Raw genomic sequence first — 25,122 nt, forward strand, 5'->3', positions numbered from 1 at the left:
AAATAAGCCCGCGCTTGATTCTGGGCAGCGGGCCTCAACGACACTTAACAGAATCGCCGGTTATGCCTAAAGCCAGCCCATAAAAACACGAGTGTATAATGCGAATACTAAACCTACTGCTAATGACCACTGCCATATTACTGATGGTACACATGTCATCAAACCTCGCTGCCAAAGAATATTTGGTAGACACCCCACAAGCCTACCAGGACATAGCAGATCAACTAAAACCTGGCGACATTGTTAAATTAAAAAATGGTGTCTGGCAGGATTTCGAAATACTACTGCAGGCCAAAGGAACAGAGAAGTCAGTAATTACCCTTACTGCAGAAACCAAAGGTAAGGTTATTTTAAGTGGTAAAAGTAATCTTCGATTAGCCGGTGAATATCTGGAGGTTTCCGGTTTAGTATTTAAAAACGGTTATACGCCTAGCTCAGCTGTAATCGAATTCCGTCGAAACAAAGATGAATTAGCTTACCACTCAAGAGTTACTGAAGTGGTGATCGATAACTACAACAACCCGGACAAGCAGGAATCCGACTATTGGATCGCACTTTACGGCCGTCATAATCGAATAGACCATAACCATATCGTTGGTAAACGCAATAAAGGCGTCACCGTTGCAGTAAGATTAAACAGTGAGAACAGTCAGCAAAATTACCACCGTATCGACCATAATTATTTTGGTTATCGACCTACCTTTGGCTCCAATGGCGGGGAAACGCTGCGCATTGGCACAAGCCATTACTCTCTGACTGATTCGCACACCTTGGTGGAAAACAACTACTTCGAACATACCAATGGAGAAGTAGAAATCATTTCTATCAAATCGGGTAAAAATATACTCAGAAACAATGTGTTCTTCGAGGCCAGAGGCACACTCACTATGCGACATGGCAATGGCAACCTCATAGAAGACAATGTATTCATTGGCAATAACGTACCGCATACCGGCGGTATACGCGTCATCAATCGCGATCAAATTATTCGTAACAATTACCTTGAAGGCTTGACAGGATATCGATTTGGCAGTGGTTTTACCGTTATGAACGGTGTGCCAAACTCGCCCATTAACCGCTATCATCAGGTAGATAATGCAACTATTGAGCACAATACTTTTATCAATGTTAAACATATTCATTTAGCCGCAGGCAGTGACAAAGAGCGTAGCGCAGCTCCTATCAACAGCGTGTTTCGCAATAATCTGATTGTTAACGAGCAAGGCTCTCATCCTTTCAGTATTTTCGACGACATAAGCGGTATCGCCTTTTCGGGCAATGTGAGTAATCAATCAGTTCCGGAAGCCATTAAATCTGGGTTCAGTATCAAGGATGTTGAGTTAAGAAAGCCGGATTTGGACATACTCTACTCGACACCTGACCCGGTCACCGCCGGCGCAAAACGAACTGCTCCTGTTTTAAACAAAGCTCAAACAGGTGTTAACTGGTATCCGAAAACGCTAGCGGAAACGCCGTTTAACACGGGTGCAGAACATATGGTTCAAGCAAATGTAAAAACGCTGCTATCAACAATAGAAAAAGCCAAATCAGGCGACATTCTGGTACTTGATGCAGGAACGTTTATTGTTCCCAAGCTCATTTCGCTTGATAAAACGTTAACAATAAAAGCGAAACAGACAGGTACCGTGACCCTGGCATTTGAACGCACCGCCCTGTTCGAAATTACAGACGGTGGCAATCTGATGCTCGAAGGTTTAACACTATCAGGTCAGTACAGCCCGGATGCCGCTGGTAACAGCGTAATAAGAACCCAAAAATGGGGTATGCTTAACAATTACCGATTTGTAATGCAGAACTGCATCGTTGAGCAGCTTGACGTCAATCACTCTTTTCATTTCTTTAGTACTGGCAAAGGTGCCTTTGCTGACAGTATCGAATTATCCGGCAATACCTTTCGTGATGTAACCGGGGATATCCTGCAACTCAATAGTGAAATTGAAGATTTGGGTATCTACAACGCTGAATATGTCACGCTGGCTGATAACACCTTTTCCCGCGTGCAAGGTGCCATCGTGAAACTTTATCGGGGTGGAACTGATGAAAGTACGTTCGGACCACACTTCTCAATGACAAACAATACGCTAGATGGGACAGGCAAAGGCAAACGGAATAAACAGGCTGCCAGTATCTATCTGCACGGCGTGCAGGTCACAGATATCAGTAATAATTCGTTTTCCGACAGCGCTCCGATCGTACTGGAGCATACGGTAGGTGAACCCAATTCATCCATTACAAACAATGTATTCAAAGCAACTTCGGCCCCTGTGATCAAAGAGCTTCGCGTTAACGGCCCACATACTGCCATTGTTGAAAATAATACCATCGAGACCGGCGACAAGAGGTAATTGTCATGCAAGTAACCCGAATCAAACCCTTTTTCATACTGCTCATGGCGTTAATGCTATCAGCCTGCGCAGAGGCGGCACACCCGAACCTGGTAATTACTTCCGATAACATAGAACAAATGCGCGCTGCTATCGATGAGCCTGGCCGTTTCAAGAACGCATTTGATAAACAACGCCATATGGTCGACGAACTGATCAAACACCCGATCGTCGTTCCCGTACCAAAAGACGGTGGCGGCGGTTACACACATGAGCAACACAAGAAAAACTATCAGCTTATGTACAATACGGGCGTTATGTATCAGCTAACCCAGGACAAACGTTATGCAGATTATGTGCGTGATATGCTGCTGGCTTATGCCGATTTGTACCCAACACTGGATGTGCACCCCAAACGCAAAGTAAAAGCGCAAAACCCAGGCAAATTGTTCTGGCAAAGCCTGAATGAGGCAATGTGGCTGGTGTATACCATCCAGGCCTATGATCTTATTTACGACGCATTAAACAGCTCGCAAATCAAGACCATCGAAGACAACTTACTGAAACCAGTGGCTTTGTTTTTATCTGAAGGACAACCATCGACATTCAATAAGGTGCACAACCACGGAACGTGGGCAACTGCCGGCGTGGGGATGGCTGGCTATGTCATGAATGAACCTGAATGGGTTGAAAAGTCGCTTTATGACTTGGACAAATCAGGCAAAGGCGGCTTCCTCAAACAACTGGATATATTGTTTTCCCCACAAGGTTATTACAACGAAGGTCCCTATTACCATCGATTCGCGCTATTGCCATTTGTCACTTTTGCTCGCGCTATCGAAAATAACGAACCAGACAGAGCTATTTTTCAACATCGTAATGGCGTGTTGTTAAAGGCAATCTATGCCGCAATTGACCTCAGTTACAACGGGTTATTCTTTCCTATTAATGATGCGATAAAAAGCAAAGGCACTGACACCATAGAACTGGTTCACGGTGTCGCTGCTGCTTATGCTCTGACCAACGATAATCGCCTATTGGACATTGCAAACCAACAAAACCAGATAGTGTTAACCGGTGATGGACTAAAAGTCGCTCGCGCACTGGACAATAATCTTGCGCAGCCTTACCAATACCAATCTACCGCATTCGGGGATGGCAGTAACGGAGACGAAGGCGCGCTTGTGGTTATGCGCAGTGACATAGATGGAGAGCAAGCGCTTTTATTCAAGCCTGCATCACAGGGTTTGGGACACGGTCATTTTGATAAACTGACCTGGCAATTTTATGATCGTGGAAACGAAATAGTCTCTGACTATGGTGCAGCACGATTTCTTAATGTCGAAGCAAAATACGGTGGACGTTACCTTCCGGAAAACGAATCCTACGCCAAACAAACCGTAGCGCACAACACCGTTGTTGTAGATGAAACCAGCCACTTCAACGGTGATGTATCGGTAGGTAATGCCAACGCCCCCACTCTGGACTTTTTCGAAACAACTGATAAAGGTACTGTGTCAGCAGGCAGTATTGATACTGCGTATGCAGGCGTACAACTGTCTCGCACACTGGCACTGGTTAACCTGCCAGATTTATCACGAACCATCGCTATCGATATCTTCAATGTCATTGCCGATCAAGCCCACCAGTTGGACTTACCGCTGCATTATCAGGGGCAGTTAATCGATACCAACTTTGCCATCGAGGCTAATACTGATTTGCTAAAACCCGTCGGTAAAAATCAGGGGTATCAGCATTTATGGCAAAAAGGTCAGGCAACGCCAGAAGCCGGCCTGGCCCGCGTCACATGGCTAAATGAAAACGGACGTTTTTATACTCAGACAACCCTGACCGACGGGACTGAGTCCTTTATTTTTACTCAAATTGGTGCAAATGATCCTAACTTTAACCTGCGTAATGAACACGGCTTCATACGTCGGGTAAGGGGCGTTTCTCAACACCGTTTTATTTCGGTCCTGGAACCGCACGGAGAATACACCCCCTCTAAAGAGTTCACCCTGAACGCGGTGAGCCAGGTCTCATCCCTCGAGTATTCAGAACAAGGTTCACTGAGTCTGATTGAAGTTACTGTTGAAGGTCGTCAATTTTTGGTGGCTATCAATGGTACAGAGGACGCACAGGCTAATAGCACCGAATTTTCATACAAGAATCATCAGTACAACTTAGACGACCGTCTTGGCGTTTACGTACTTTCGAACCACTAGGAGTTACATCATGCAAAAACAAAGCCCTCTCTTTTCATTTGGCAACGACACCAAAATCGAAGACCTGGGTGGTGGCTTGAAACGTCAAATGCTCGGTTTCAACGAAGAACTCATGGCTGTGAAAGTCTGGTTCGATAAAGGCGCAGAAGGCTACGTTCACAAACACCGTCACTCGCAGGTCACGTACGTCGTCGAAGGTGAATTTCACTTCAGCATTAATGGTGAAGTACACATTCTTAAGCCTGGTGACAGCTGCTTAATACCGCCGTACGCAGAACATGGCGCGATCTGTCCAACAGGCGGCGTTCTCATAGATACCTTTAGTCCGCCCCGCGAAGATTTTATTGAGGAGTAAACAATGAAAATAAATGGATTGCGCTGGTGGGTTATTGCGCTCATTGCATTGGCTACCATCATAAATTACATAGATCGCCAGGCACTAAGCGTCTTATGGCCTGATATTGTTGAAGATCTTTTCCCTGATAAAGATGCACTCGAACGCAAACAAATTTATGCCAATATCTCTATTGTTTTCGTATTTGCCTATGCGTTTGGCCAGGCCATATTTGGAAAGATTTTCGATTGGGTAGGTACACGTATCGGCTTCGTCTTGTCGATTGGTGTATGGTCGCTGGCTACCGTCGCTCACGCCTTTGCTCAGGGTGTACTCAGTTTCAGTTTTTTCCGTGCCATTCTGGGAATAGCAGAAGCGGGAAACTGGCCGGGTGCGGCAAAAGGGAACGCAGAATGGTTTCCTACAAAAGAGCGTGCTCTCGCCCAAGGTATATTCAACTCAGGCGCAGCAATTGGCGGCATTGTAGCAATACCACTTATCGCACTACTTACCATTTATTTTAGCTGGCAAATGGTATTTGTTGTGGTCGGTCTCGCAGGTTTTCTCTGGTTGGTACCCTGGTTAATTCTGGTTAAAGCGCCACCAGGCAGCCACCCTTGGATCACTGCAGAAGAACGCGAATACATCCTAACCGGTCAACGTGCTTCGTCACAACAGACTGACGCCAATGGCGGTGACGATGAATACAACCCTTCCACAGCAGAACTACTGGGTCGAAAACAAAGCTGGGGGGTCATTATTGCCTCAGCAGCTATCGATCCTATCTGGTGGCTGTTCGTGTTTTGGATCCCGATATACCTCAATGAGGTCTATGCCATGGATGTTAAATCGATTGGCATTTATGGGTGGGTGCCCTATGTTGGCGCGATGTTTGGAGCCTGGTTTGGCGGCCTGCTGGCACAAAACAGACTCAAGGCCGGCTGGAGCACTGATAAAACCCGTAAGCTGACGATCACACTGGGTTGCCTGATTATGCTACCCGCTCTACTCGCCATGGCTAATCCTGGCGCACCGGTTATTGCGGTTCTGATCATGGCCGTTATTCTGTTCGGATTTCAGACCGCCATTGGCAATGTGCAAACCCTGCCCAGTGATTTACTAGGTAAGAAAGCCGTGGGTACGCTATCGGGATTCTCCGGTATGGCAGCTAAGCTTGGAGCGGTAGGACTGACCTCGCTGGTGCCCTACTTAACCGCTGATGGTAACTACACCCCAGCCTTTGTTATCGGTGCCTCTCTGGCCATTATTGCTATGGCTGCAATATGGGTGCTTATTCCCAAAATCGAGCCACTAAAAAAACCTGATTAACGGGTTGTCCACGGTGACGTCCTGGCTGTTTTTGCGGACGTCACTTACCAGCACTTTTATTGAGAATTCGCACGCGTTATGAACAAAATATTTTTCTTAGGCGAATGTATGGTTGAGTTGCGCGCCATAGACGATAACACGATGGAACAGTCGTTCGCCGGTGATGTATACAATTCTGCAGTGTATTTACAACGCTGCTTCCCGGGCATTAAAGCCGGCATGGTTACAGCCGTAGGTACCGACGCATTGAGCGAGAAGATGATTCAGAAGTTTCACCATGAATCACTCGATACGACATTTGTATTCCAGCACAAGGATAAGGTCCCAGGCTTATATTTAATAAAAACGGATGCCGTCGGAGAACGCAGTTTCACCTACTGGCGAAGTGACGCTGCTGCCAGATACCTGATGGACTTCCTGAGCGACGATGTAGCCGGATTATTTAAGACTGGAGATGCGCTGTTTATATCGGGCATTTCTCTGGCCGTGATAACTCCCGCAGCACGTTCAGCATTGTGGAGTTTACTTGAACAGCTCAAGTCTCGCGGTGTTACTCTCATTTTCGATCCCAATTATCGGGCGAGACTGTGGTCTTCCACTGATGAAGCCATTACCGCATTTCAACGCGCATTCCAACTAGCTGACATAGCTTTACCTGGCGTGGAAGACCTCGAAGTGCTCTTTGGTATTTCAAACGCAGAAGCTGCTATTGAATACTGTCAGTCATTTGGCATACGAGAGATCGTTGTTAAAAACGGACCCGAATCAGTACTGACTTATGCCAATGGGCAGTTACAAAAACACCCAATAACACCTGTAACAAAGGTAGTGGATACCACCTCTGCCGGTGATGCATTTAACGGTGTCTATCTGGGGGCACGTATTCAGAACCGTTCGATCAGCGATGCTGTACAACTGGCTGCGACCGCTGCCGGAACAGTTATCCAGCACCCCGGAGCCATTGCACCGGCAGCCGCTTTTCGAGCAGCAATGGTTACAGCTGGCATTTAGTTTACGAACCGGAGGTCATCACTGGCCAGATAAATGTGAGCCTCCTATTTTCAAACGCGGCGCCAATAAACGAAGCCTTCGCGCCGCTTTCATTTCGTTATACAGGCAGCCCCCGGGCTCCTACAATTACTTGAGAGAGAGAACATCATGAACCGCTTTTCCGAATTAATGTCCGGGCAAACCCTACTACCCATTATCCAGGCTGAGACCCCACAACAAGGCGTTAGTATTGCTCAGGCAATGGCTGATGCAGGACTAGGACTGGTTGAAGTTGTGCTTCGAACTGACGCCTCACTTGAAGCGCTGAAGGCAATAAAAGCAGCTGTTCCAAGTTTACGCGTTGGTGCGGGTACCGTTACCAACGTCGATATTTTACAAGAGGCAATCAATGCCGGTTCTGATTTTATTGTTACTCCCGCTGTCTCGCCCTCGCTATTGAGTGAACTCACACGTTGCAAGGTACCGGTTTTACCCGGCGTGTCGAATACGGGCGACATACTGATGGCTCTTGAGTTTGGCTTTGAAGAGCAAAAACTATTCCCAGCCTCCCTTTCTGGTGGTGCGCCATTTCTATCAGCCGTATCTTCTGTATTTCAAACAGCCCGGTTCTGCCCAACTGGTGGAGTCAATCCACAAAACAAGATGGACTATCTTTCATTGAACAATGTCTTTGCTGTTGGCGGTACCTGGGTGGCCAAAAAAGAATGGGTAACCAGTGAAAACTGGGAGGCGATTACGGCTGCCTGTGTCGATGCACTGGAAGCGTAGGAGCATGCTATGACCTTCTTATCACATTCAGTTTCACCAGGCGTAGCAGTAGGAGAAAGCGTTAGCACTATTTATGAGCATGCACGGACTCACCAGTATGCCCTGCCCGCAGTCAATGTTGTCGGTACACAATCTGTCAACGCGACACTCGAAGCTGCAAAATCCGTACAATCACCGGTTATCATTCAACTATCTAATGGTGGTGCGCAGTTCTTTGCAGGTAAAGGGCTGACCTTACCCGGCCAGGAGTCCGCGGTACTGGGCGCGGTTGCCGCTGCCCGTTATGTGCATACTGTTGCTGAACATTACGGCGTGCCAGTCATGTTACATACTGATCATGCAGCTAAGTCACTGCTTCCCTGGATTGATGGGCTATTAGACGCTGGAGAAGCGCATTTTGCTGCAACAGGAAGCCCTTTATTCAGCTCACACATGATCGATTTGTCTGAAGAACCTTTGGAAGAAAACATTGCCCTTTGTGAGCAGTATCTTACCAGAATGGCCAAGATGGGCATGACGTTGGAAATTGAGCTTGGCTGCACGGGCGGAGAAGAGGATGGCGTAGATAATACCCACCTTGATAATGCTGCTCTTTACACCCGTCCAGAAGATGTCGCATACGCTTATGATCGCCTGAGTAAAATTAGTCCAAACTTTATTATCGCGGCTTCATTTGGCAACGTGCACGGCGTTTACAAACCAGGGAATGTCGTGCTTACGCCTACCATACTCAGAGACTCTCAGGCTTATGTTTCAGATACATTCGGACTACCTGAGAACAGCCTGAATTTCGTGTTTCACGGTGGCAGTGGTTCAGAGCCAGAAAAAATCGCCGAATCACTAGGATATGGTGTCGTAAAGATGAACATTGATACCGATACACAGTGGGCGAGCTGGCAGGGTGTGCACACCTATTACCAGCAAAAACATGCCTATTTAGCGACACAGATCGGCAACCCCGAAGGCGACGACAAGCCCAATAAAAAATACTATGACCCTCGTGTTTGGCTACGACATGCTGAGCGTCATATGGTCTCTCGCCTGATCCAGTGTTTCACCGATTTAAACTGCGTAAACCGGTATCAGCAATGAAGCGTTTAATTCCCATACTCAAACAGGATAAGGTCGATACTGACCTTATCCTGCTAATCAGAACGATTCTGGCCGCCAGTAAGGAAATTGCGTTTCGAGTCAGCCAGGGCGAATTGGCAGGCATTCTTGGGTCAACGCTTGATGAAAATATACAGGGGGAAATTCAGAAAAAACTCGATGTAGTAGCAAACCAGCTATTGAAAGATATGCTGTTAGACGACGACAATGTTGCGGCAATTGCATCAGAAGAAGAACCCGACGTCGTTCCAGGCCACCAGCACGGTAAATATATTGTTGCCTTTGATCCGCTAGACGGCTCTTCAAACATTGATGTTAATGGGCAGATTGGCACCATATTCACGATATATCCGGTTCGACCGGATGTCCCTTTCAACTGTGAGCGTCAATTTGCTCAGCCTGGCCATCAGCAGGTATGTGCGGGCTATGTCCTTTATGGCCCATCCTCCTTGTTAGTCATGTCAACCGGGGGGCCAACCCGATGTTATACCCTCGATTTAACACATGGGGGCTACCTGTTAACGCGTTCCGAAATGCAAATCCCTACCGACAGCAAAGAGTTTGCCGTCAATATGGCGAATTATCGTTATTGGGCTGACCCGGTCAGGGGATACTTCAATCAACTGCTGTCTCATCCGAATTTTGCCAATAGTACCCTGCGATGGAATGCCGCCATGGTAGGAGATATCCATAGAGTATTAAGCCGCGGAGGTATGTTTGTGTACCCCGAGGACAGCCGTGTTGGGAACGAAAACGGCAAAATTCGGCTACTTTACGAAGCTAACCCGTTAGCCATGTTGGTAGAAGGCGCAGGCGGAATAGCGACCGCGTCTGGTCAGCGTATCCTGTCAATCCACCCCGACTCACTGCATCAGCGAGTACCTGTAGCGATGGGTTCAGCTTCGCAAGTTGCTGTCCTAAACCAGTATCTACACGATCGGGCTTTTGATGAATCAACCACTCATTCAACGAATTAAGGACGTCTGAGGTATATACAATGAAATCAACAATAATAAAAATCATCGGCCCGTTTTTGTTGTTTGCACTTCTCATGATGGCTGCAAATAACAGTCGCGCTCAGACTATCTCATTACCACTTTCACACCAGCAACTCGAAGAGGGAGTCCTATTGGGGAGCACCCATAAGCTAGACCCAACCCTTCCTCCCAGTGGTAACTTTGATCTTCTGGACTGGAGTCTGACATTACCCACTGACCTCAATCAGGACAACAAAGCCGATATGATATATGAACAACCTCTATCTGACGGTTTTGAACTTAAACCCTTGTTTTACACTGCTGCTGATGGCGGGATGGTGTTCGCCTGCCCCAATGAAGGTGCAAAAACATCCAGCAATACCAAATATGCTCGCACCGAATTACGGGAAATGCTGAGACGCGGAAATACCGGCATGAAAACCCAAGGTATTACAGGAAACAACTGGGTGTTCAGTGGCGCACATGGCTCAGCAAAACGCGAGGCGGGTGCCATAGAAGGGAGCCTGGAAGCAACATTGGCAGTTAATCGAGTCTCAGTTAGCGGTGACGAAAAAAAGGTAGGCAGGGTAATCATTGGTCAAATACATGCAACCGATGATGAACCCATTCGTCTCTATTACCGAAAACTCCCTAATAATAAAAAAGGCTCAGTGTATTTTGCCCACGAAATAAATGGCGGTGACGATATCTGGGTTAACCTGGTGGGTTCACGCTCTCACACGTTGAGTGACCCGGAAGAAGGCATCGAACTTAATGAAAAGTTTAGCTACAAAATTACGGTAGAAAACAGCATTCTTCACGTCACGCTAATTCGGCAAAATAAACCCAATATCAGCCGTTCTATAGACATGAGCGAAAGCGGTTATCATAAAAATAACCAGTATATGTATTTTAAAGCGGGTGTTTACAACCAGAACAATAGCGGTGAGCCCCGCGATTTCGTACAGGCAACGTTTTATTACCTAGCCAATATTCACTGATTCTCTTATACCATCTGCAGTTTCCTGCAGATGGTATAGTGCTGCAAACTGACTACCTCATAGTCCTACAACTACCCAACTGTTCGTTATCGCTTCATTCACTGGCTGCGTAGCCTTTGTGGGCATTTCGAATTTCATAGAAGGTCGCCTGCGCATACTCAGACGGGAGGCTGGAATTGTTCAGGTGATAAACACCAACTTTAAAATACATGTATTGCCCATCTGCATCATAAAGGCTGTTACTCATGTCATAGTTGGCCACGACGTCTGCTTTACCCTCGCGTGACAAAGTCACCGTGAGCAGATTCATTTCTACGCTGATACGATAAGTAAATACCTCATTGAGTGCTATCCCGTCAGTAGGATCTGCTGCGCTGTTGCTTCGTGTGCCAAGCATCTCGACATAGGTCTCAATATTGTCTCCATTCGTATCTGTCTGCCTGCTCTCGTGGGCGAAATAGATTGCGCCTCGCTCATTGTCCGGCAGTTTTCGGTAATACAGCCGTATAGGCTCGTCGTCATTGGCATGAATTTGCCCTATAACCAGCCGGCCTATCTGGTAATTTTCACCCGTTGTCGTGACCTTATTGACCGCCATTTTTACGTGTAAATCTCCGTCAACGCCCCCTGCGTCTTGCTGTTGTTGTGCCGATGCACTACCAAATACCCAATTATTTTTATTCACTCCCTGCGTTCGAATATCAGGATCGCCACGGCGCAGCATTTCTCTTAATTCAACCCGCACATAATTCGTATTGGTTGAGGTTTTATATCCATAGCTAGGCGAGCGCATCACTATCCCATTATCCTCAGACGCATAAAAAAATTCAGAATGGGTATAACCATTAGCCAGCTCAGATTCTGAGATCGTATCTGATCTGCCATTACCATCTTCATCGGTGGGAATGCTCAAATACCAATCTAATAAATCAATGCCTATTTCATTTGGGAAAATATCAGCAAACTCCCCTGTCGCCTCAGCACAACGGTGAGCGCGGATTTCTACTATGCCAGACTCCGCCATGGTAGAACTGCCATTGAGCCGCACTTTAATATACCTAGCATTGACGGTATCAAAGGAGTGCAATTCAAAGCCACTATGTTTGCCACTGGACTCTCCCCCTGTGATAACGGGCGTCCATTCTTGTGCGTTGCCCGATACCTCTACATCGAAATAAACACGTAGCTCACTGCCCCGAAACCATTTAACCGTAAGCGCACTTATTTGTACTTCACGGCCCATATCTAGCGTAATTTCATTGTTTGTTGCAGAACTTTGCCAGCGGGAAACTGACGAGAAATCACCGTCGATGGCTTTGCTTGCGTCGTATACACTGGTGCTGGACTCATCGTCAGAAGCACTGACAAAAGCATATAGCTCATTATCGCAGTCAGATTGTTTGGGCTCCTCCTCCGCTACTAACGGCGGTGATGTTGGCAACACAGTGCTCCCACCTCCTCCTCCGCAGCCAAGCAAGACGCCCACCGCACAGAAACAAAACCAACGTACCCCTCGCGCAAAATAGGTAGCTGCACACATAACAATAACCCTCAGTTTTTCTACTAAATTGAATCAGGTTGGCATTAGCATTTGCCAGACCCCAGACAAGCCCAGGTATGCCGTAAATATTGAAAAAAGTAATATGGCGATAAGAATAAGATTCTGCAGAGTATTCAGGCGATACTGTCCCATGAGTGATTTACAATTAGACAGATACAATATGCAAACAACGGTTAACGGCAGGATCACGGCGTTTAACGCCTGAGATACGATCATGACAAGGACGGGTCTGGCATTAAAGATGGGGACGACTAAGCCCAAAAGTGAAACGCCAAAAACCAACAACCTGAATTTCATCAACGTCATATCGCGAGGTATACCTGAGTAATCGCAAATGAGCCAAGGCAACATAAGGACATTCGGGAATTGTGACGATACACCGGCAGCAACCAGGCCTGTAGCAAATAGCGACACGGCAAACTGCCCCGCTAACGGCTCTAATAACTCGATCATTTGTGCTGCATTTATCAATGGTGTGCCTGCTATGTGCAGAGTGCCAGCTGACGCCGCCATAATAGATGCGCTGATAACAAACATGAGTACTACGGAGAACGCAGCGTCATTGCGCTGGTTAGCGTAATGAGCAAGTGTCCAGCCTGCCTCCTTAACCAAAGTGGTGCGTATAATAAATAGGCCAGAAAATACTGTCGTGCCAATCAGCGACGCAGTGACTAGCAACGGCGATTCAGCACTGTATGCAGATATTGAGGGCAATCTTGGAATAAGCCCTGACACTATTGACTCAGGTGTAGGCAAGAGCAAAAAAGCAATCAATAGAAAACATGCCGACATGATGGCCACTACTATCGCCAGAAATCGCTCAAAAAAACGGGTATTACCGCGCCAGAAAATGACATACACGAGAGTGATAAAAAACAGAGCAAACCAAACAGGGTGAATGCCTTCATCGGTCCACACCAGAGACCAGCGGTAACAAATATCGGCCACAATGCCCATTACCCCCATAACACTCCCGCATACACCTACCCCCAAAGCAAAAATAAAAAATAGACTGACCCAGGGATGAATATGTTGTTTAAATGCCTGTAATGCCGTTTGGCCGGTGACGAGGGTAAAACGGCCGTACAGGTTAATCATAAAGAAAGTACAACAGCACGATAATAACAATGCCCACAGCAATGACATACCATAGTCGGCACCGGCTTTAGCCATAGTCGTAACGCTGCCAGTGCCAATATTAAAGCCTAGAAGAAATATTCCCGGCAGTACCATGGAAAGTAGTTGTCGGGCGCGTTTGCTTGAACTAAAAGGACGGCTGGCCATAAGGTCTCCGGGTGATGCTGTTAATAACGTCTACAGTCCGCCTGGATAACATTCCAGTACCGTCATGTTTTGATCACTGTGGTAGCTAAATGCCTCTACGCCGGCCGGGCAAAAAAAACGATCCCATTGATTCAGCATTAATGACTGGTTTTCCGTTTTAATCATCCCGCAGCCTTCTGCGACAATACCGTAAAAGCAAGAAGTCTCACGGCGAGAGAAGATGCCTTTTGTTGTCGCGCGCCTTACACGAAAACATGGCGTGTGATGGGAATCTATTAGACTTTCCAGCCTATTTCCGCCGTTTTCATCTAGTATTAATTCAGGCGAACAACGAAATGTCGAATCAATGCTTTCGCCTGTTACAGGTGAAAAGTCAAACACGTCAAGCGCGGTTTCAATATCGCGATTCATAAAACGTGCGGCTTCCGGAATAACGTATCCGCATCGCTCGAACTCAAATCGCACGGCTAGATCTGACGGCTCCATTATTTCCAGCATCAAAATCCCTTCTCCTAAAGCATGGGGCCTTCCCCCTGGAATAAGAAAGACGTCCCCGGGTTTTACCGGGATTTTGTCAAAGCAACCTTCTATCTCGTCGATATTCTGTTGTTCAATCCAGCTCTTTAACTGTTTGCGGGAAGGAGGGCGTTGGAACCCCGCGTAAATATAAGGTTGTTGTATGTCATCTCTTATGGCTAATATGACATAAGCTTCTGTTTTACCGCGAGAAGAGCCTAATCGCTGCTTAGCAAATTCTCGGCTGGGGTGAACCTGAAAATGCAAACGAGTCGCACTGTCCAGATACTTAACCAGTGGCACATCCTCTACTTCACAACCCTGGCCAAGATAAAAATCAGGTTCACTCAAAACCAGTGATTTAAACGGCGTTAACTCGCCGCTTTCACTTGTAATCATACTCAGACCTTCCGATAGGGCTTCTCTGCCCGCATTTGTCGCCTGAACCATCGAGCCGATCCAATCTTCAGGAAAACTGCTGTCTGCTGGACATGCCTTTTTCTGCATTTCGTCCAACAACTTACCTCCCTGGTATGTGCGCCAGACTCGGTTTGCTGCAAATTTAATAATGCCAGACATGGTCATTCCTTATCGCTTAACATTCACAACAAATTAACCAAATGACAATTATTGGTCAACCAATATTTCAATCAGCTTCACAGTGAACAATAGAAAAAAGAAACAACCAGCTAACTAGTGGCGGCATGAACGCGCTGCACATCGTCACGTAAAAACTCAAATCAACAATTACGGACAAAATACTAAGCAACTGATATTTATAACCATTTTTACCTACATGTAAGAGACACAACATCACCACTATCACCACAAACTATATTGGTAATAAACAAACAAAAACAAATTAAGCCAAATTATATTACCAAAAGGTTGACCTATTGACATTTACCTGTAAATATAACGTAAACGCTTTGTGAAACTTTTACTGGCCATGCAAAGCAAATTGGTAATACGCTATGAAACTGAAAGACACAGGAAAACACTATGGGGCACAAACTATCTAAAATTTCCCTGGCGGTACTCTCAGCCACTGCACTGCAGGTCTCATCGGCTGCGCTCGCTCAGGAATCGGCAACCGAATCTTCACCAGATGCAGATCTGGTCGAAGTCATTCAGGTCTCGGGAATTCGACAATCACTTACTAATGCGCTAGCAGAAAAGCGCTCATCAGATAACCTGATTGAAGTTATTCAAGCAGTGGATATCGGAAAATTACCTGATCAGAACCTGGCTGAAGTATTAGAAAACGTCACGGGTATTCAGATTACTCGTACTGCGGGGATTGGTACAGGTGTTCAAATCCGTGGTACTAATGCGAACCGCACCGAAATCAATGGGGTATCGACAGTGGGCTCTGGCTCAGGTCGTGGCGGTATTGATTTTGAAGACGTTAACGCATCTATTATTTCCGCGGTAGAAGTGACCAAATCACCAGAGGCAAAAACCATTGAAGGTTCCGTGGGTGGCACAGTGAACCTGAGAACAATTCGACCTCTGGAGCTCACTGAAACGCTTGGCAATATTCGCGTTCAGGGTGAGGATAGCAGTCTAACCACTGACGGTATGCAACCACGGATATCGGGTGCATTTGGTAAGAACTGGGAAACCAGCTCAGGTAAATTTGGTTTCGTGTTAAGTGGTAGCTATACCGAACAGGAAGCAACGTCATTTCGTCCTCGTGTCGACCGCGATGGTGGCCTGGTAGAAAATGTTAATGCAACGGTAGTTCGCGGCGGCAATGAACAGGATCCATCTGCACGCCCTGCAGCTCAAAGCTTTGATTTTGTTGGTATTCAATTCCTGAACCAGGAACTTGAAAACTACGAATATGAAACCAAAAATCTGGCCGCATCATTTGAATGGGCTCCCAATGACAACACCAAATTTTTCTTCGATGCAGTCATCAATGATCAGGAACGTCGTCAGGATAGCTCAAGGGTTCAGGGCTCGGGTGTTAGCAGTGTATTGGACTACAATGTGCCCAGTGAATTCGAAACCGTAAACTTTGGTACACTTGATGGCGTTGTCCTCGGCAGCATTCCAGTCGCCGTTCGTGGCGTCATCGAGCCTAACCTGGATGTCGATGATGACGATCCAAATTTACGTTTTTCCAGCGATACCGGTGCCCGTGTCACCAAAAGCGAGATTTTCCGTATTGGTGGTGAATGGCAAGGCGATCACTTATTCGCAAGTGTCGAATTATCAAGCTCAACGTCTGACACGGTAAATCCGAATTTAAGCACTACGCTTAATTTCATTAACCCGAATGCGCCATTAGACGGCACCAGTAACGATAACAGCGTTCCTTTTATTTATGACCTTACCGGCGGTGCTCTTACATTTGGGATAAACTTCGACTCACCATACGCACCTACCGTAGATGATCTGCTAAACCCCAATAACGTTGTTTTGGATGCAGTTACTGTAGGACGTGATACCACTGAAAATTCAGAAGATGCATTTCGCGCAGACTTTACGTATTTCTTCGATAATGACTATCTGATGTCAGTAGACTTTGGTTACCGATTCAACAAATCAGCAAGTACTTTCGATGACGTTGGTTCAAGTATTGGTTTAAGCCGCATGTCTGACAGTCCTAATGGTTCTCTGTTTGCAGACTTACTTGTGCCTGGCCCGAGTAATTTCGGTTCCGCTGATGGAAGAGAGCTGGCGTTTCGAAACTTTCTGCTTATTGATCCCAATCTGTCGTTCAATGATCCGGAGCGCGTACTGAGCAGCTTACAGGATGCACTTGCCTCTCAACCCGGAGCCCGCACCCTGTCAGATCCATCTTCCAGTACTACGGCTTTCTTTGACATCGAAGAAAAAACACATGCTCTGTATGCTCAGGCAAATTTCGAATACGGTATTTTCCGTGGAAACTTCGGTGCGCGATATGTGCAAACCGATATCGACTCTTTGGGCAACACCGTTGCAGAAGGTAGTGACGTGGTAACACAAGTCACGACCAGCGGTGACTACAGTTTCTTTTTACCAAGACTGAACATTGTGGCAAATCCTGCTGATGACGTACTGGTACGTTTGGGCTGGGGCAAAGACATTCGCCGCCCGAACTTTGACGCACTCTCTACCTCGGTAGAGTTCGGTACCGGCCCGAACAATGCTGTTCAAATCGGTAACCCAGACTTAGAACCTGAAGAGGTTGTCTCCTTTGATATCGCCGCGGAATGGTACTTTGCACCTGCGGCCGTTGTTAGCGTGGGTTACTTCCACAAAAAACGGACCAACCTGTTTGTTACTCAGTTAGAAGATGTAGAAGTGGATGAAAATGGCTACCGGGATATCACAGCCCCCTGTGAGGGCGGCGGTATTTTCAACCCACTGCCAGACCGTAATGTACTATCAGACGTAGACGGTAATGGTTTGTGTGTACCCATTGAGACCACTATCAATGATTCAGGCAGCACTACTCAGCAAGGTTTGGAATTTGCTGTACAGTACGATCTGTCTGAATTTGAAAGCGAGCTCGGTTGGGCGTCAGGATTTGGTATTCTGGCCAATTATACCATTCAGGATTTTGATGGCGGTGACGCAACCGATTCGTCAGCGACTCGTGGTACCGACATTTTCAATGCGATTAATGGTATATACGACGATAGTCAGTTTGTGACTGTCGAGGCAGTCCAGGGATTACTCGATTTCTCAGAGAACGCTTACAACGTTACTGTTTTCTATGAGAAGTTCGGACTTTCTGCGCGGGTAAGATATACCTGGCGTGAAGCGTTCCGTACCGACGATACCGCCGGCGGGGCAACTCGCAACAGTACGCTGGGCTTCCCGGTTGTCACCCATGACCGTGGCCAGTTGAACGCCAGTGTTAATTACGATGTAAATGAAAAGCTCAATGTGGGTATTGAGGCCATTAACCTGACCAAGTCTGACGTCACCCAGTCTTGTGTTAACGAGGGCGCACTGTTGTGCTTCCAAGGGTTAACTGACCGACGTCTTACAGTAGGCGCCAGCTACCGTTTTTAACTCCCTTCCAATTGAGTTAACGTAAAAAAGTAAGTCTTCGGACTTACTTTTTTTTGCCATCCAGAAAGTGCAAACAAAAAAGCCAGCTACAAATGCTGGCTTTTCAACGTTGAATCAACTCACTGATTACTGCGTGAGATGAGAGATAGAATATAAGCCTCTGGTTTCATCAGTTTTACGTTTAATCTCTTCCAGCGCACGTGCCTCACTGGCAGCAAACAACGCATTAATCAAACGGTTGAAGTGACTATGCATGGCTTTTCTGGCTGTCGATGAATCCTTTTTTGCTATCGCTTCATAGATAGCGGTGTGTTCCTGCAACCTGTCGTTGATACTCTGCGAACAAACATCCTGGTAAGCAGCAATGATTTCCGGGTCGGTTCTGCGAATATCCCACAAGTTATTAATCGACATTTCAATGGCATTGTTACGCGTCGCTTTGGCAATGATCTCATGAAAATGTAAATCAGCCTCTTCAGCCAACTTTGGGTTTTTCATATCGATGAGAGTCTGCTTTAGCGCCTCGAGTTCATCTGGCTGAATCGTAGCAGCAGCAAGCGCGGCCGCTTCACCTTCTACCAGGGCTCTGGCTTGAGTCAATTCAAAAGCGCTAATCGGTTTGGACTGTTTTTCTTCCCGTGTAGATTGCGTGACATAAACCCCTGAACTGGTCTTAACTTCTACCCGCTCACGAACTTCTAACGCAATAATGGCTTCGCGAATAGTAGGTCTGCTGACGTCGTACATCTCTGCCAATTCTCGCTCCGGGGGAAGCCGGCTGCCGGGCGGATAGACACCTTGGTCAATCAAATCTTCTAGTTTTTCTACAACTGTCCAAAAGCGACGACGCTTTTTCATGGTACCGATCCCCTAAAACTCTGTACTTATTATAAGAAGTGCTCTGTGCGATTGTAGCCTGAATTATTTATCTCATGCAAAGCACAGACTAAATTGTTAAACACTCGTTAATCAGTTGATAAAACAAATTCAAACCAATAAAATGCCATTGGTCAACCATTTTAATCAAAGCCAATACGTTACTAACGAATACACACCCATTTATGAGTACATTGTGGTTTTGTAACACTTAACATGACCCATATATATCGTGGCACACCGTAATTGTATGACATTTTTATAGCAGATTACAAAATGGTATGACCAACAAATGTGACTAAAAGAGAAATCGCGATGAAAACACAGCGTTTATTTTGGAATATAGTGAATAATGTCGAAGCATTAATCGACAGTGGGGTCTACTCTGCCGGAAGTCGGCTTCCCCCGGAGCGAGAATTGGCAGAGATGTACGACGTCAGCAGACCTACTATTCGCGAAGCCATTATTGCGTTAGAAGTTCGCGAGCGGGTAGAAGTTAAGACCGGTTCAGGCGTCTATGTAACGGCTCAACATACCTCTGCTTTAGCGGAAAAAATCATTAGTGCTTTTGAATTGACTCAAGCCAGAGCCCTGGTAGAAGGTGAAGCGGCCGCGCTCGCTGCACACTCAATCACTGATGCTGAACTGCTGGCTATTCAGCAAACTCTGTCTGATATGAAAACGGCAGACAATGCCGATCAGGCTGATCAACGATTCCATGCCATTATTGCTGAGGCCACCAGAAACACGGCTGTCGTAAATTGCGTGGAGAACCTTTGGCACATTCGACGGACGTCACCACGGATAATAGATGCTTACAGTGATGTTTGCTCGCAAAGCTGCGAACAGCGCCTTCAGGAACACACCAAAATTTACAATGCCATATCTAACCGCGATGCATGTGCTGCACGCCGCGCCATGCATGACCATTTCAACAGATTAATCAATGCGTTATTCGATGCCAGCGAGGCGAAGGCACTTGAGGAAATTAAGCGTAAGACAGATAAAACGCGGGATTTATATTCACTATCTCACTTACGGCAATAGATACGAAAAAAGGGCGTAACGCCCTTTACTTTCATACTTAGGGTACTCTGATGAGTTTATTTTTCAGCCTTTTAATTATTACCAATTTGTTGACCAAAATCAACTACCCCATCACTTTAATTACGTTTGTATAAGCGTTGTACATACTGCTGATTTTAATACTTGTTCTGGTTTTATCGTTTTTCCCTGATTCCAATTCCCCTTTTACGCAAGATAAACTACATTTATTGCTGAATAACAATCTAACCATTGGCACAGGGATGCGTTGCCTCAGGAAGTTTTAGTGGGAGCCCCTATGTCTATTCAGCGTAAGTTTTTAGCTGCTATTTCCATCGTGATTGCCGTATTTGCTCTTGTCATTGCGGGCATTACGGTGTTTACCACAGCGTCATCTGTCGACGAACAGGTTGCAAAACAGAAACAGCAGGTTGCCGATCGTTTACTCAACATTCTTACCGTTACTGATAGCCTTATACAGGAACGGGTTAAGAGCAGTATAACCTTGTTGAAGCAACGCGGCCTTGACATTGGCATGCCATCACAGGGCGACAATGTGATGGTAAAAACGACCTCAGCCAGACAGTTATACCTTGGTAATCAGCCCCAGGCCAATGACTTTACGCTGGTTGACAACCTGACCGCCGTCATGGGCGGTACTGCAACACTTTTCAGTAAAACGGGTGAAGATTACATACGGGTTAGCACCAACGTTATCAAAGACGGACAGCGTGCAATAGGCACTAAGTTAGCACCACAAGGCAAAGCGATGGCAAATATTGTCAAGGGCACAGCCTACTATGGTGCCGTCGATATTCTCGGCAGCCCTTATCTGACCGGCTATGAACCAATGAAAAACGCCGCAGGACAAGTCATCGGCATCTGGTATGTGGGTTATTCTGCTGATCTGAAGGTCCTCGAACAAGCCATTAGCCAAAGCCGCCTGCTTGAAGAGGGCTTCGTAGCGTTGCGCGACGGCAAAGGTAATATTCGCATGCATTCCAGCCATATTAACGATGCCGACGTTGAGCGAGCGCTGCAAGACAAGGATGCATGGTCTTCTGTAGTTGTCCCCTTTGAGAAATGGGGCTATGACCTGGTTCTGGTTGCTTCAGAGAGCGAGAAATCCGGCATGGTCAGCGCAGCGGTATTCACTGTCCTGATTAAGATAATCCTCGCCAGTGCAGCTGTGTTAGCCACTATATTTGTGCTGATTAACCATATCGTTGGCAAGCCTTTGGATGAATTCATCACCGTCGTCAACGATCTTGCCTCTGGTGAGGGTAACCTCACGTTTCGTTTTAATGCTGCCAGAAGTGATGAATTTGGCCAGATGTCACGGGGGTTCAATAAGCTACTTGAACAATTGCAGCACACATTGCAATCCGTCTCATCCGCTACAGATGCAATGCTGAGCCAGTCTCAACAACTTAACGACACGGCACAGCGTTCCAGTAACAGCGTATCGGCCTTGTCGAACGAATCGAAGGCCATCGACAGTGCCATTACTCAGCTTCAGCAAAACGCCGCGGCGGTGTGTGAAAATATAGAACGCGCGTCAGAAGCAGCGTCGGCCGCAGATGCTGATACTCGCACCAGTGTCAGTGTATTGTCTGCAACCATCAAAGACATCGAGGCCCAGGCACAGGATGTTGATGCGTCCGTCCAGGTAATAAATGAGCTGGCTAAAGCCAGCGAAGAAATTAGCGGAGTCATGGACGTGATCCGCAACATTGCTGAACAAACCAATTTACTGGCCTTGAATGCGGCCATCGAAGCTGCCCGGGCCGGAGAACAAGGCCGCGGATTTGCCGTGGTTGCCGATGAAGTAAGATCCCTGGCTAGTCGCACGCAAACGTCCACTGAGGAAATTCGCATTATGATTGAGCGCTTACAACAAGGCAGCAGAGAAGCGTCACAGAAAATGCAAAATAACAAAGAAAACGCCTATGCAACAGTAGAAGTCACGCAAAATGCCGGGACCTCATTAGAAAAATCCTTGGGTGCCGTTGCGACTATCACCACGTTGAACCAGGAAACATCCGGCATGGCCAGTCACCAGAACGAGATTGCCAGAGAGGTAAACAAACGATTGGGTGGCATTCAAAGCGTGGGGCAGGAAAATCTGACGTATGCTGCGACCGTGTCAGAAAACTGTGCCCGTCTGGTTGAACAAATCCAGCAAATGCAAAGTCAGTTGAAGCGTTACCGTTTTTAATTTGTTAACTGCGCGCCGTTATGCATGTCCATTGTAGTGGTTTGCATAACGGTGCGGCTGCAGTGCGTTGCGGTATAATTACTCAGAATAACTCTATCTTCGGCTCTCTCGCAGCCTCGGCGGGCGAAGGTTCCGTCACCTCATGCTTTGACGATAAATCAAAATGTATTTTTCGTTGGTCTTCCATGACATATTTTTCAAACATCTCTGCCGTCGACAGGTTGAAGGTGTCATCGAATGTTTTACGTTGGTCGATATAGCTGGAAAACTGACCGAACAAATCTACCAGCGCCTGATGCTCGAACTTCACGTGTTCCGCACGCTGACGAATAATGTCCTGGAACTGAATTTTGCCTATGGCGCCACTGACTTTTGCCGCCACCGTTTTCGCACTGCCGGTAAAACATGCCAGCATTTGCGGACAAAACGCTTCCAGTTTACGGTAGTGCTCTGTGACATTTGCCAACGACTCAGAGAACGAGGTTAACATTTCGCACGTTTCAGTACTGTTAGAGGTGTTCATTAGCTTTTCGCCATGTACTTTAGCTGTCGACAACGCTGACTTGATGCCCGTTTCGATTCTCTCGGCGGCTTCAGAAGACTGGCTAGACAGGGTTCGAACCTGCTCCGCTACTACGGCAAACCCCCGCCCGTACTCCCCGGCTCTGGCGGCTTCGATAGCCGCATTCAGGGCCAGCAAGTTAGTCTGAAATGCAATGTTTTTCACCAGTTCGGTAAGCTCTTTGAGTTTATCGATTTCCTGCAGCACTTCCTGAATAGCTTTGTTGTGAGCCTCATCTTGCTCGCGCTGTGAGCTGATCAATTGAGTTATTTCTTCCAGGCGCTCGTTCACTGCCTGAATCTCGCGACTGCTGGCTTGTTGAATCTCTGCTGAGTCTTTCTCTGAACTCTGAATACCATCAATGCCATCCTGAATGGCACTTTCTATGTCATACAAGGCCCGCATCAATTCCATCGATGCATCTTCGGTAATGTTGGATATACCATCAATTTGACCATTCAGGATAGCAGCGTAATCTTCCACCTGAGTGTGGGTTTTATGCAGCTGCTCAGACGTCATGTCTAAATAGGCTGAGGCCGCTGCCACCTCGTCTTTAATGGCTTGTTTTTGCTTTTGCGAGACCAGTCCACTCCAGACCAACCAGGTTCCGCTAGTCAACAGGCTTGCTGTCAGAGCAACCCACTCTGGTGCCAACACTACCCACTGGGAAACCAGCGAGGTAAGGCCCCACCCTACCGCTACCGCACCGGTGCCGACCAGCGCACACTGATAGGCAATAACGGTAGACTTCACCTTGCCCCACAATGGCTGCAAGCGCGTCATGTACTGGTGGTATTTTTGTGTTAAATCTTGCATAACTGCCCCCTTAAGCGGCTGGTACAAGTTGCTTCACTATGCCTAGCAGTTGTTCTGGCTCTACTGGCTTAACCAGCCAGCCGGTGGCACCTGCTTGCTTTGCTTCATCGCGTCGGGTTTGCTGAGACTCTGTGGTTAGCATCAGAATCGGCGTAAATCGAAATTTGCCGTTCTGTTTTATATTTTTAATTAGTTCTATGCCGTTCATTCCCGGCATGTTTAAATCTGTGATGATCAACTTGGGAGAGGCACTTGCCAATGTATCCAGTGCAGACGGACCATCCGGCGATTTGATAACATCGTACCCGGCCCGTTTTAGTAACATCTCCATACTCATCAGCATAGTGGCTGAGTCGTCAATTAAGTGAATAGTGGCCATAACTTTTCCTCATACGTATTGCATAAAATCTGAACATAACTGCTGATAGTCTCTGGCACCGTTTGAATCGGGCGCATATAACTGCACAGGTTGCTGGCTGGCAAATGCTTCCGCCAGGGTAATGTTTCTTCGGATAAAAGGCAGAATGCGACGCTGTCCGAATCGCGCCTCCCAGTGTTGTAGAATTTGTCGGTGCAGTTTCAATTGCTTGTCGACCATGACAGGTAACAACAAGATCTGCTGTGCTTTCAACTGGCGTTTTCTCACCGCTTGCATGCAGGTGTTAACCAGTTTAATGACCCCGCTGGATGCCAGAGGCGTCGGTTCGGCAGGCACCACGATGGTATCGGCTACGCTCATGGCCCCAAGCAGCACGGTGCCGAGCGTCGGCGGCGTATCGATGACGACATAGTCGTAGTCTTGTTGCACCGACGCATGGTTAACAAGCGCGCCCAACCAGGTTAAATCGTCTGGTGCGATAAACTTTTCCTGATTGGGTTGGCAAATGTGTAAATACTCACTTACTTTGGCCAGCCCTTTAAAAAATGACTGGTTCTGTAACCAGCCAGGGCTAGTAAGTTCAGCGTCCTTACACATGGCTTTGAATCCTTCCTCTACTTGTCCCTGGTTGTCGCAATCAATGACCAGTACACGTTTGTTACAACGGGCAATTTCGTGGGCCAGGTTAACCACAGTGGTGGTTTTTGCTGTGCCGCCCTTGCGGTTTGCCACTACAGTTACGCGCGCCAAAA

Annotated in this window: 19 protein-coding genes; 12 read left to right on the top strand and 7 right to left on the bottom strand. The window is 47.0% G+C overall.

The genetic code is table 11. The annotated features are described in order from the left end of the window. The first annotated feature begins 98 nt into the window (after positions 1 to 98). The 9 genes from BUB81_RS12455 to BUB81_RS12495 all read left to right on the top strand — a co-directional run bounded on the left by BUB81_RS12455 (position 99) and on the right by BUB81_RS12495 (position 11,100). Positions 99 to 2,366, top strand: a complete 2,268-nt coding sequence (locus BUB81_RS12455; protein WP_073323231.1) for a polysaccharide lyase 6 family protein — start codon at positions 99 to 101, stop codon at positions 2,364 to 2,366. A gap of 5 nt (positions 2,367 to 2,371) precedes the next feature. Further along, the gene (locus tag BUB81_RS12460; protein WP_073323233.1) at positions 2,372 to 4,570 is read left to right on the top strand and encodes a heparinase II/III domain-containing protein; all 2,199 of its coding nucleotides are present in this window, start codon (positions 2,372 to 2,374) and stop codon (positions 4,568 to 4,570) included. A gap of 10 nt (positions 4,571 to 4,580) precedes the next feature. Beyond that, positions 4,581 to 4,925: a cupin domain-containing protein gene (locus BUB81_RS12465; RefSeq protein ID WP_073323235.1), complete on the top strand. Its 345-nt coding sequence runs from the start codon at positions 4,581 to 4,583 to the stop codon at positions 4,923 to 4,925. A 3-nt stretch (positions 4,926 to 4,928) separates the two neighbouring features. After that, positions 4,929 to 6,233 carry an MFS transporter gene (locus BUB81_RS12470; RefSeq protein WP_073323237.1) on the top strand — a complete coding sequence of 435 codons (1,305 nt, stop codon included), beginning with the start codon at positions 4,929 to 4,931 and terminating at the stop codon, positions 6,231 to 6,233. Positions 6,234 to 6,311: 78 nt separating this feature from the next. After that, positions 6,312 to 7,244: a sugar kinase gene (locus BUB81_RS12475; protein WP_073323239.1), complete on the top strand. Its 933-nt coding sequence runs from the start codon at positions 6,312 to 6,314 to the stop codon at positions 7,242 to 7,244. Between the two features lie 147 nt (positions 7,245 to 7,391). After that, positions 7,392 to 8,012, top strand: coding sequence for a bifunctional 4-hydroxy-2-oxoglutarate aldolase/2-dehydro-3-deoxy-phosphogluconate aldolase (gene eda / locus BUB81_RS12480; RefSeq protein WP_073323241.1), 621 nt, complete (start codon positions 7,392 to 7,394; stop codon positions 8,010 to 8,012). 9 nt (positions 8,013 to 8,021) lie between these two features. Then, positions 8,022 to 9,104 carry a class II fructose-bisphosphate aldolase gene (fbaA, locus tag BUB81_RS12485; protein WP_073323243.1) on the top strand — a complete coding sequence of 361 codons (1,083 nt, stop codon included), beginning with the start codon at positions 8,022 to 8,024 and terminating at the stop codon, positions 9,102 to 9,104. Then, entirely contained in the window at positions 9,101 to 10,099 is a 999-nt protein-coding gene (locus tag BUB81_RS12490; protein ID WP_073323246.1) for a class 1 fructose-bisphosphatase, read from the top strand. Before fbaA ends, BUB81_RS12490 begins: the two co-directional genes overlap by 4 nt. A gap of 20 nt (positions 10,100 to 10,119) precedes the next feature. Continuing rightward, entirely contained in the window at positions 10,120 to 11,100 is a 981-nt protein-coding gene (locus tag BUB81_RS12495) for a polysaccharide lyase family 7 protein (protein WP_139241576.1), read from the top strand. 94 nt (positions 11,101 to 11,194) lie between these two features. On the opposite strand, the gene BUB81_RS12500 is transcribed toward BUB81_RS12495, so the two are convergent. The 3 genes from BUB81_RS12500 to BUB81_RS12510 all read right to left on the bottom strand — a co-directional run bounded on the left by BUB81_RS12500 (position 11,195) and on the right by BUB81_RS12510 (position 15,040). Next, positions 11,195 to 12,544 carry a polysaccharide lyase family 7 protein gene (locus BUB81_RS12500; protein ID WP_245819198.1) on the bottom strand — a complete coding sequence of 450 codons (1,350 nt, stop codon included), beginning with the start codon at positions 12,542 to 12,544 and terminating at the stop codon, positions 11,195 to 11,197. A 129-nt stretch (positions 12,545 to 12,673) separates the two neighbouring features. After that, positions 12,674 to 13,945: an Nramp family divalent metal transporter gene (locus BUB81_RS12505; protein ID WP_073323250.1), complete on the bottom strand. Its 1,272-nt coding sequence runs from the start codon at positions 13,943 to 13,945 to the stop codon at positions 12,674 to 12,676. Positions 13,946 to 13,975: 30 nt separating this feature from the next. Then, a complete protein-coding gene (locus tag BUB81_RS12510; protein ID WP_073323252.1) occupies positions 13,976 to 15,040 on the bottom strand; it encodes a class I mannose-6-phosphate isomerase in 1,065 nt (354 codons plus the stop codon). Between the two features lie 423 nt (positions 15,041 to 15,463). Here BUB81_RS12510 and BUB81_RS12515 point away from each other — a divergent pair, with 423 nt between their 5' ends. After that, the gene (locus BUB81_RS12515) at positions 15,464 to 18,475 is read left to right on the top strand and encodes a TonB-dependent receptor (RefSeq protein WP_073323254.1); all 3,012 of its coding nucleotides are present in this window, start codon (positions 15,464 to 15,466) and stop codon (positions 18,473 to 18,475) included. 126 nt (positions 18,476 to 18,601) lie between these two features. On the opposite strand, the gene BUB81_RS12520 is transcribed toward BUB81_RS12515, so the two are convergent. Then, a complete protein-coding gene (locus BUB81_RS12520) occupies positions 18,602 to 19,333 on the bottom strand; it encodes a FadR/GntR family transcriptional regulator (RefSeq protein WP_073323256.1) in 732 nt (243 codons plus the stop codon). Between the two features lie 333 nt (positions 19,334 to 19,666). Here BUB81_RS12520 and BUB81_RS12525 point away from each other — a divergent pair, with 333 nt between their 5' ends. Together BUB81_RS12525 and BUB81_RS12530 are read left to right on the top strand one after the other, a co-directional pair. Continuing rightward, a complete protein-coding gene (locus BUB81_RS12525; RefSeq protein ID WP_073323258.1) occupies positions 19,667 to 20,398 on the top strand; it encodes a FadR/GntR family transcriptional regulator in 732 nt (243 codons plus the stop codon). Positions 20,399 to 20,693: 295 nt separating this feature from the next. Then, positions 20,694 to 22,613 carry a methyl-accepting chemotaxis protein gene (locus BUB81_RS12530; RefSeq protein WP_073323260.1) on the top strand — a complete coding sequence of 640 codons (1,920 nt, stop codon included), beginning with the start codon at positions 20,694 to 20,696 and terminating at the stop codon, positions 22,611 to 22,613. An 82-nt stretch (positions 22,614 to 22,695) separates the two neighbouring features. Here BUB81_RS12530 and BUB81_RS12535 read toward each other — a convergent pair whose 3' ends face one another. The 3 genes from BUB81_RS12535 to BUB81_RS12545 are packed head-to-tail and all read right to left on the bottom strand — an operon-like array spanning position 22,696 to position 25,120. Beyond that, on the bottom strand, positions 22,696 to 23,991 hold the full coding sequence (locus BUB81_RS12535; protein WP_073323262.1) for a methyl-accepting chemotaxis protein: 1,296 nt from the start codon (positions 23,989 to 23,991) through the stop codon (positions 22,696 to 22,698). Between the two features lie 10 nt (positions 23,992 to 24,001). Continuing rightward, on the bottom strand, positions 24,002 to 24,370 hold the full coding sequence (locus BUB81_RS12540; protein WP_073323264.1) for a response regulator: 369 nt from the start codon (positions 24,368 to 24,370) through the stop codon (positions 24,002 to 24,004). A gap of 9 nt (positions 24,371 to 24,379) precedes the next feature. Continuing rightward, positions 24,380 to 25,120, bottom strand: coding sequence for a ParA family protein (locus BUB81_RS12545; protein WP_162359794.1), 741 nt, complete (start codon positions 25,118 to 25,120; stop codon positions 24,380 to 24,382). Positions 25,121 to 25,122: the final 2 nt, after the last annotated feature.

Source organism: Marisediminitalea aggregata (assembly GCF_900129565.1).
Taxonomy (GTDB): Bacteria; Pseudomonadota; Gammaproteobacteria; order Enterobacterales; family Alteromonadaceae; genus Alteromonas; species Alteromonas aggregata.

What these genes read in the sequence shown, in the direction of transcription:
- BUB81_RS12510 (WP_073323252.1), bottom strand. Translation starts at nt 15,040, where the DNA reads ATGTCTGGCATTATTAAATTTGCAGCAAACCGAGTCTGGCGCACATAC.
- BUB81_RS12465 (WP_073323235.1), top strand. Translation starts at nt 4,581, where the DNA reads ATGCAAAAACAAAGCCCTCTCTTTTCATTTGGCAACGACACCAAAATC.
- BUB81_RS12505 (WP_073323250.1), bottom strand. Translation starts at nt 13,945, where the DNA reads ATGGCCAGCCGTCCTTTTAGTTCAAGCAAACGCGCCCGACAACTACTT.
- BUB81_RS12540 (WP_073323264.1), bottom strand. Translation starts at nt 24,370, where the DNA reads ATGGCCACTATTCACTTAATTGACGACTCAGCCACTATGCTGATGAGT.
- BUB81_RS12470 (WP_073323237.1), top strand. Translation starts at nt 4,929, where the DNA reads ATGAAAATAAATGGATTGCGCTGGTGGGTTATTGCGCTCATTGCATTG.
- BUB81_RS12525 (WP_073323258.1), top strand. Translation starts at nt 19,667, where the DNA reads ATGAAAACACAGCGTTTATTTTGGAATATAGTGAATAATGTCGAAGCA.
- fbaA (WP_073323243.1), top strand. Translation starts at nt 8,022, where the DNA reads ATGACCTTCTTATCACATTCAGTTTCACCAGGCGTAGCAGTAGGAGAA.
- BUB81_RS12495 (WP_139241576.1), top strand. Translation starts at nt 10,120, where the DNA reads ATGAAATCAACAATAATAAAAATCATCGGCCCGTTTTTGTTGTTTGCA.
- BUB81_RS12515 (WP_073323254.1), top strand. Translation starts at nt 15,464, where the DNA reads ATGGGGCACAAACTATCTAAAATTTCCCTGGCGGTACTCTCAGCCACT.
- BUB81_RS12520 (WP_073323256.1), bottom strand. Translation starts at nt 19,333, where the DNA reads ATGAAAAAGCGTCGTCGCTTTTGGACAGTTGTAGAAAAACTAGAAGAT.
- BUB81_RS12490 (WP_073323246.1), top strand. Translation starts at nt 9,101, where the DNA reads ATGAAGCGTTTAATTCCCATACTCAAACAGGATAAGGTCGATACTGAC.
- BUB81_RS12455 (WP_073323231.1), top strand. Translation starts at nt 99, where the DNA reads ATGCGAATACTAAACCTACTGCTAATGACCACTGCCATATTACTGATG.
- BUB81_RS12530 (WP_073323260.1), top strand. Translation starts at nt 20,694, where the DNA reads ATGTCTATTCAGCGTAAGTTTTTAGCTGCTATTTCCATCGTGATTGCC.
- BUB81_RS12535 (WP_073323262.1), bottom strand. Translation starts at nt 23,991, where the DNA reads ATGCAAGATTTAACACAAAAATACCACCAGTACATGACGCGCTTGCAG.
- BUB81_RS12460 (WP_073323233.1), top strand. Translation starts at nt 2,372, where the DNA reads ATGCAAGTAACCCGAATCAAACCCTTTTTCATACTGCTCATGGCGTTA.
- BUB81_RS12475 (WP_073323239.1), top strand. Translation starts at nt 6,312, where the DNA reads ATGAACAAAATATTTTTCTTAGGCGAATGTATGGTTGAGTTGCGCGCC.
- eda (WP_073323241.1), top strand. Translation starts at nt 7,392, where the DNA reads ATGAACCGCTTTTCCGAATTAATGTCCGGGCAAACCCTACTACCCATT.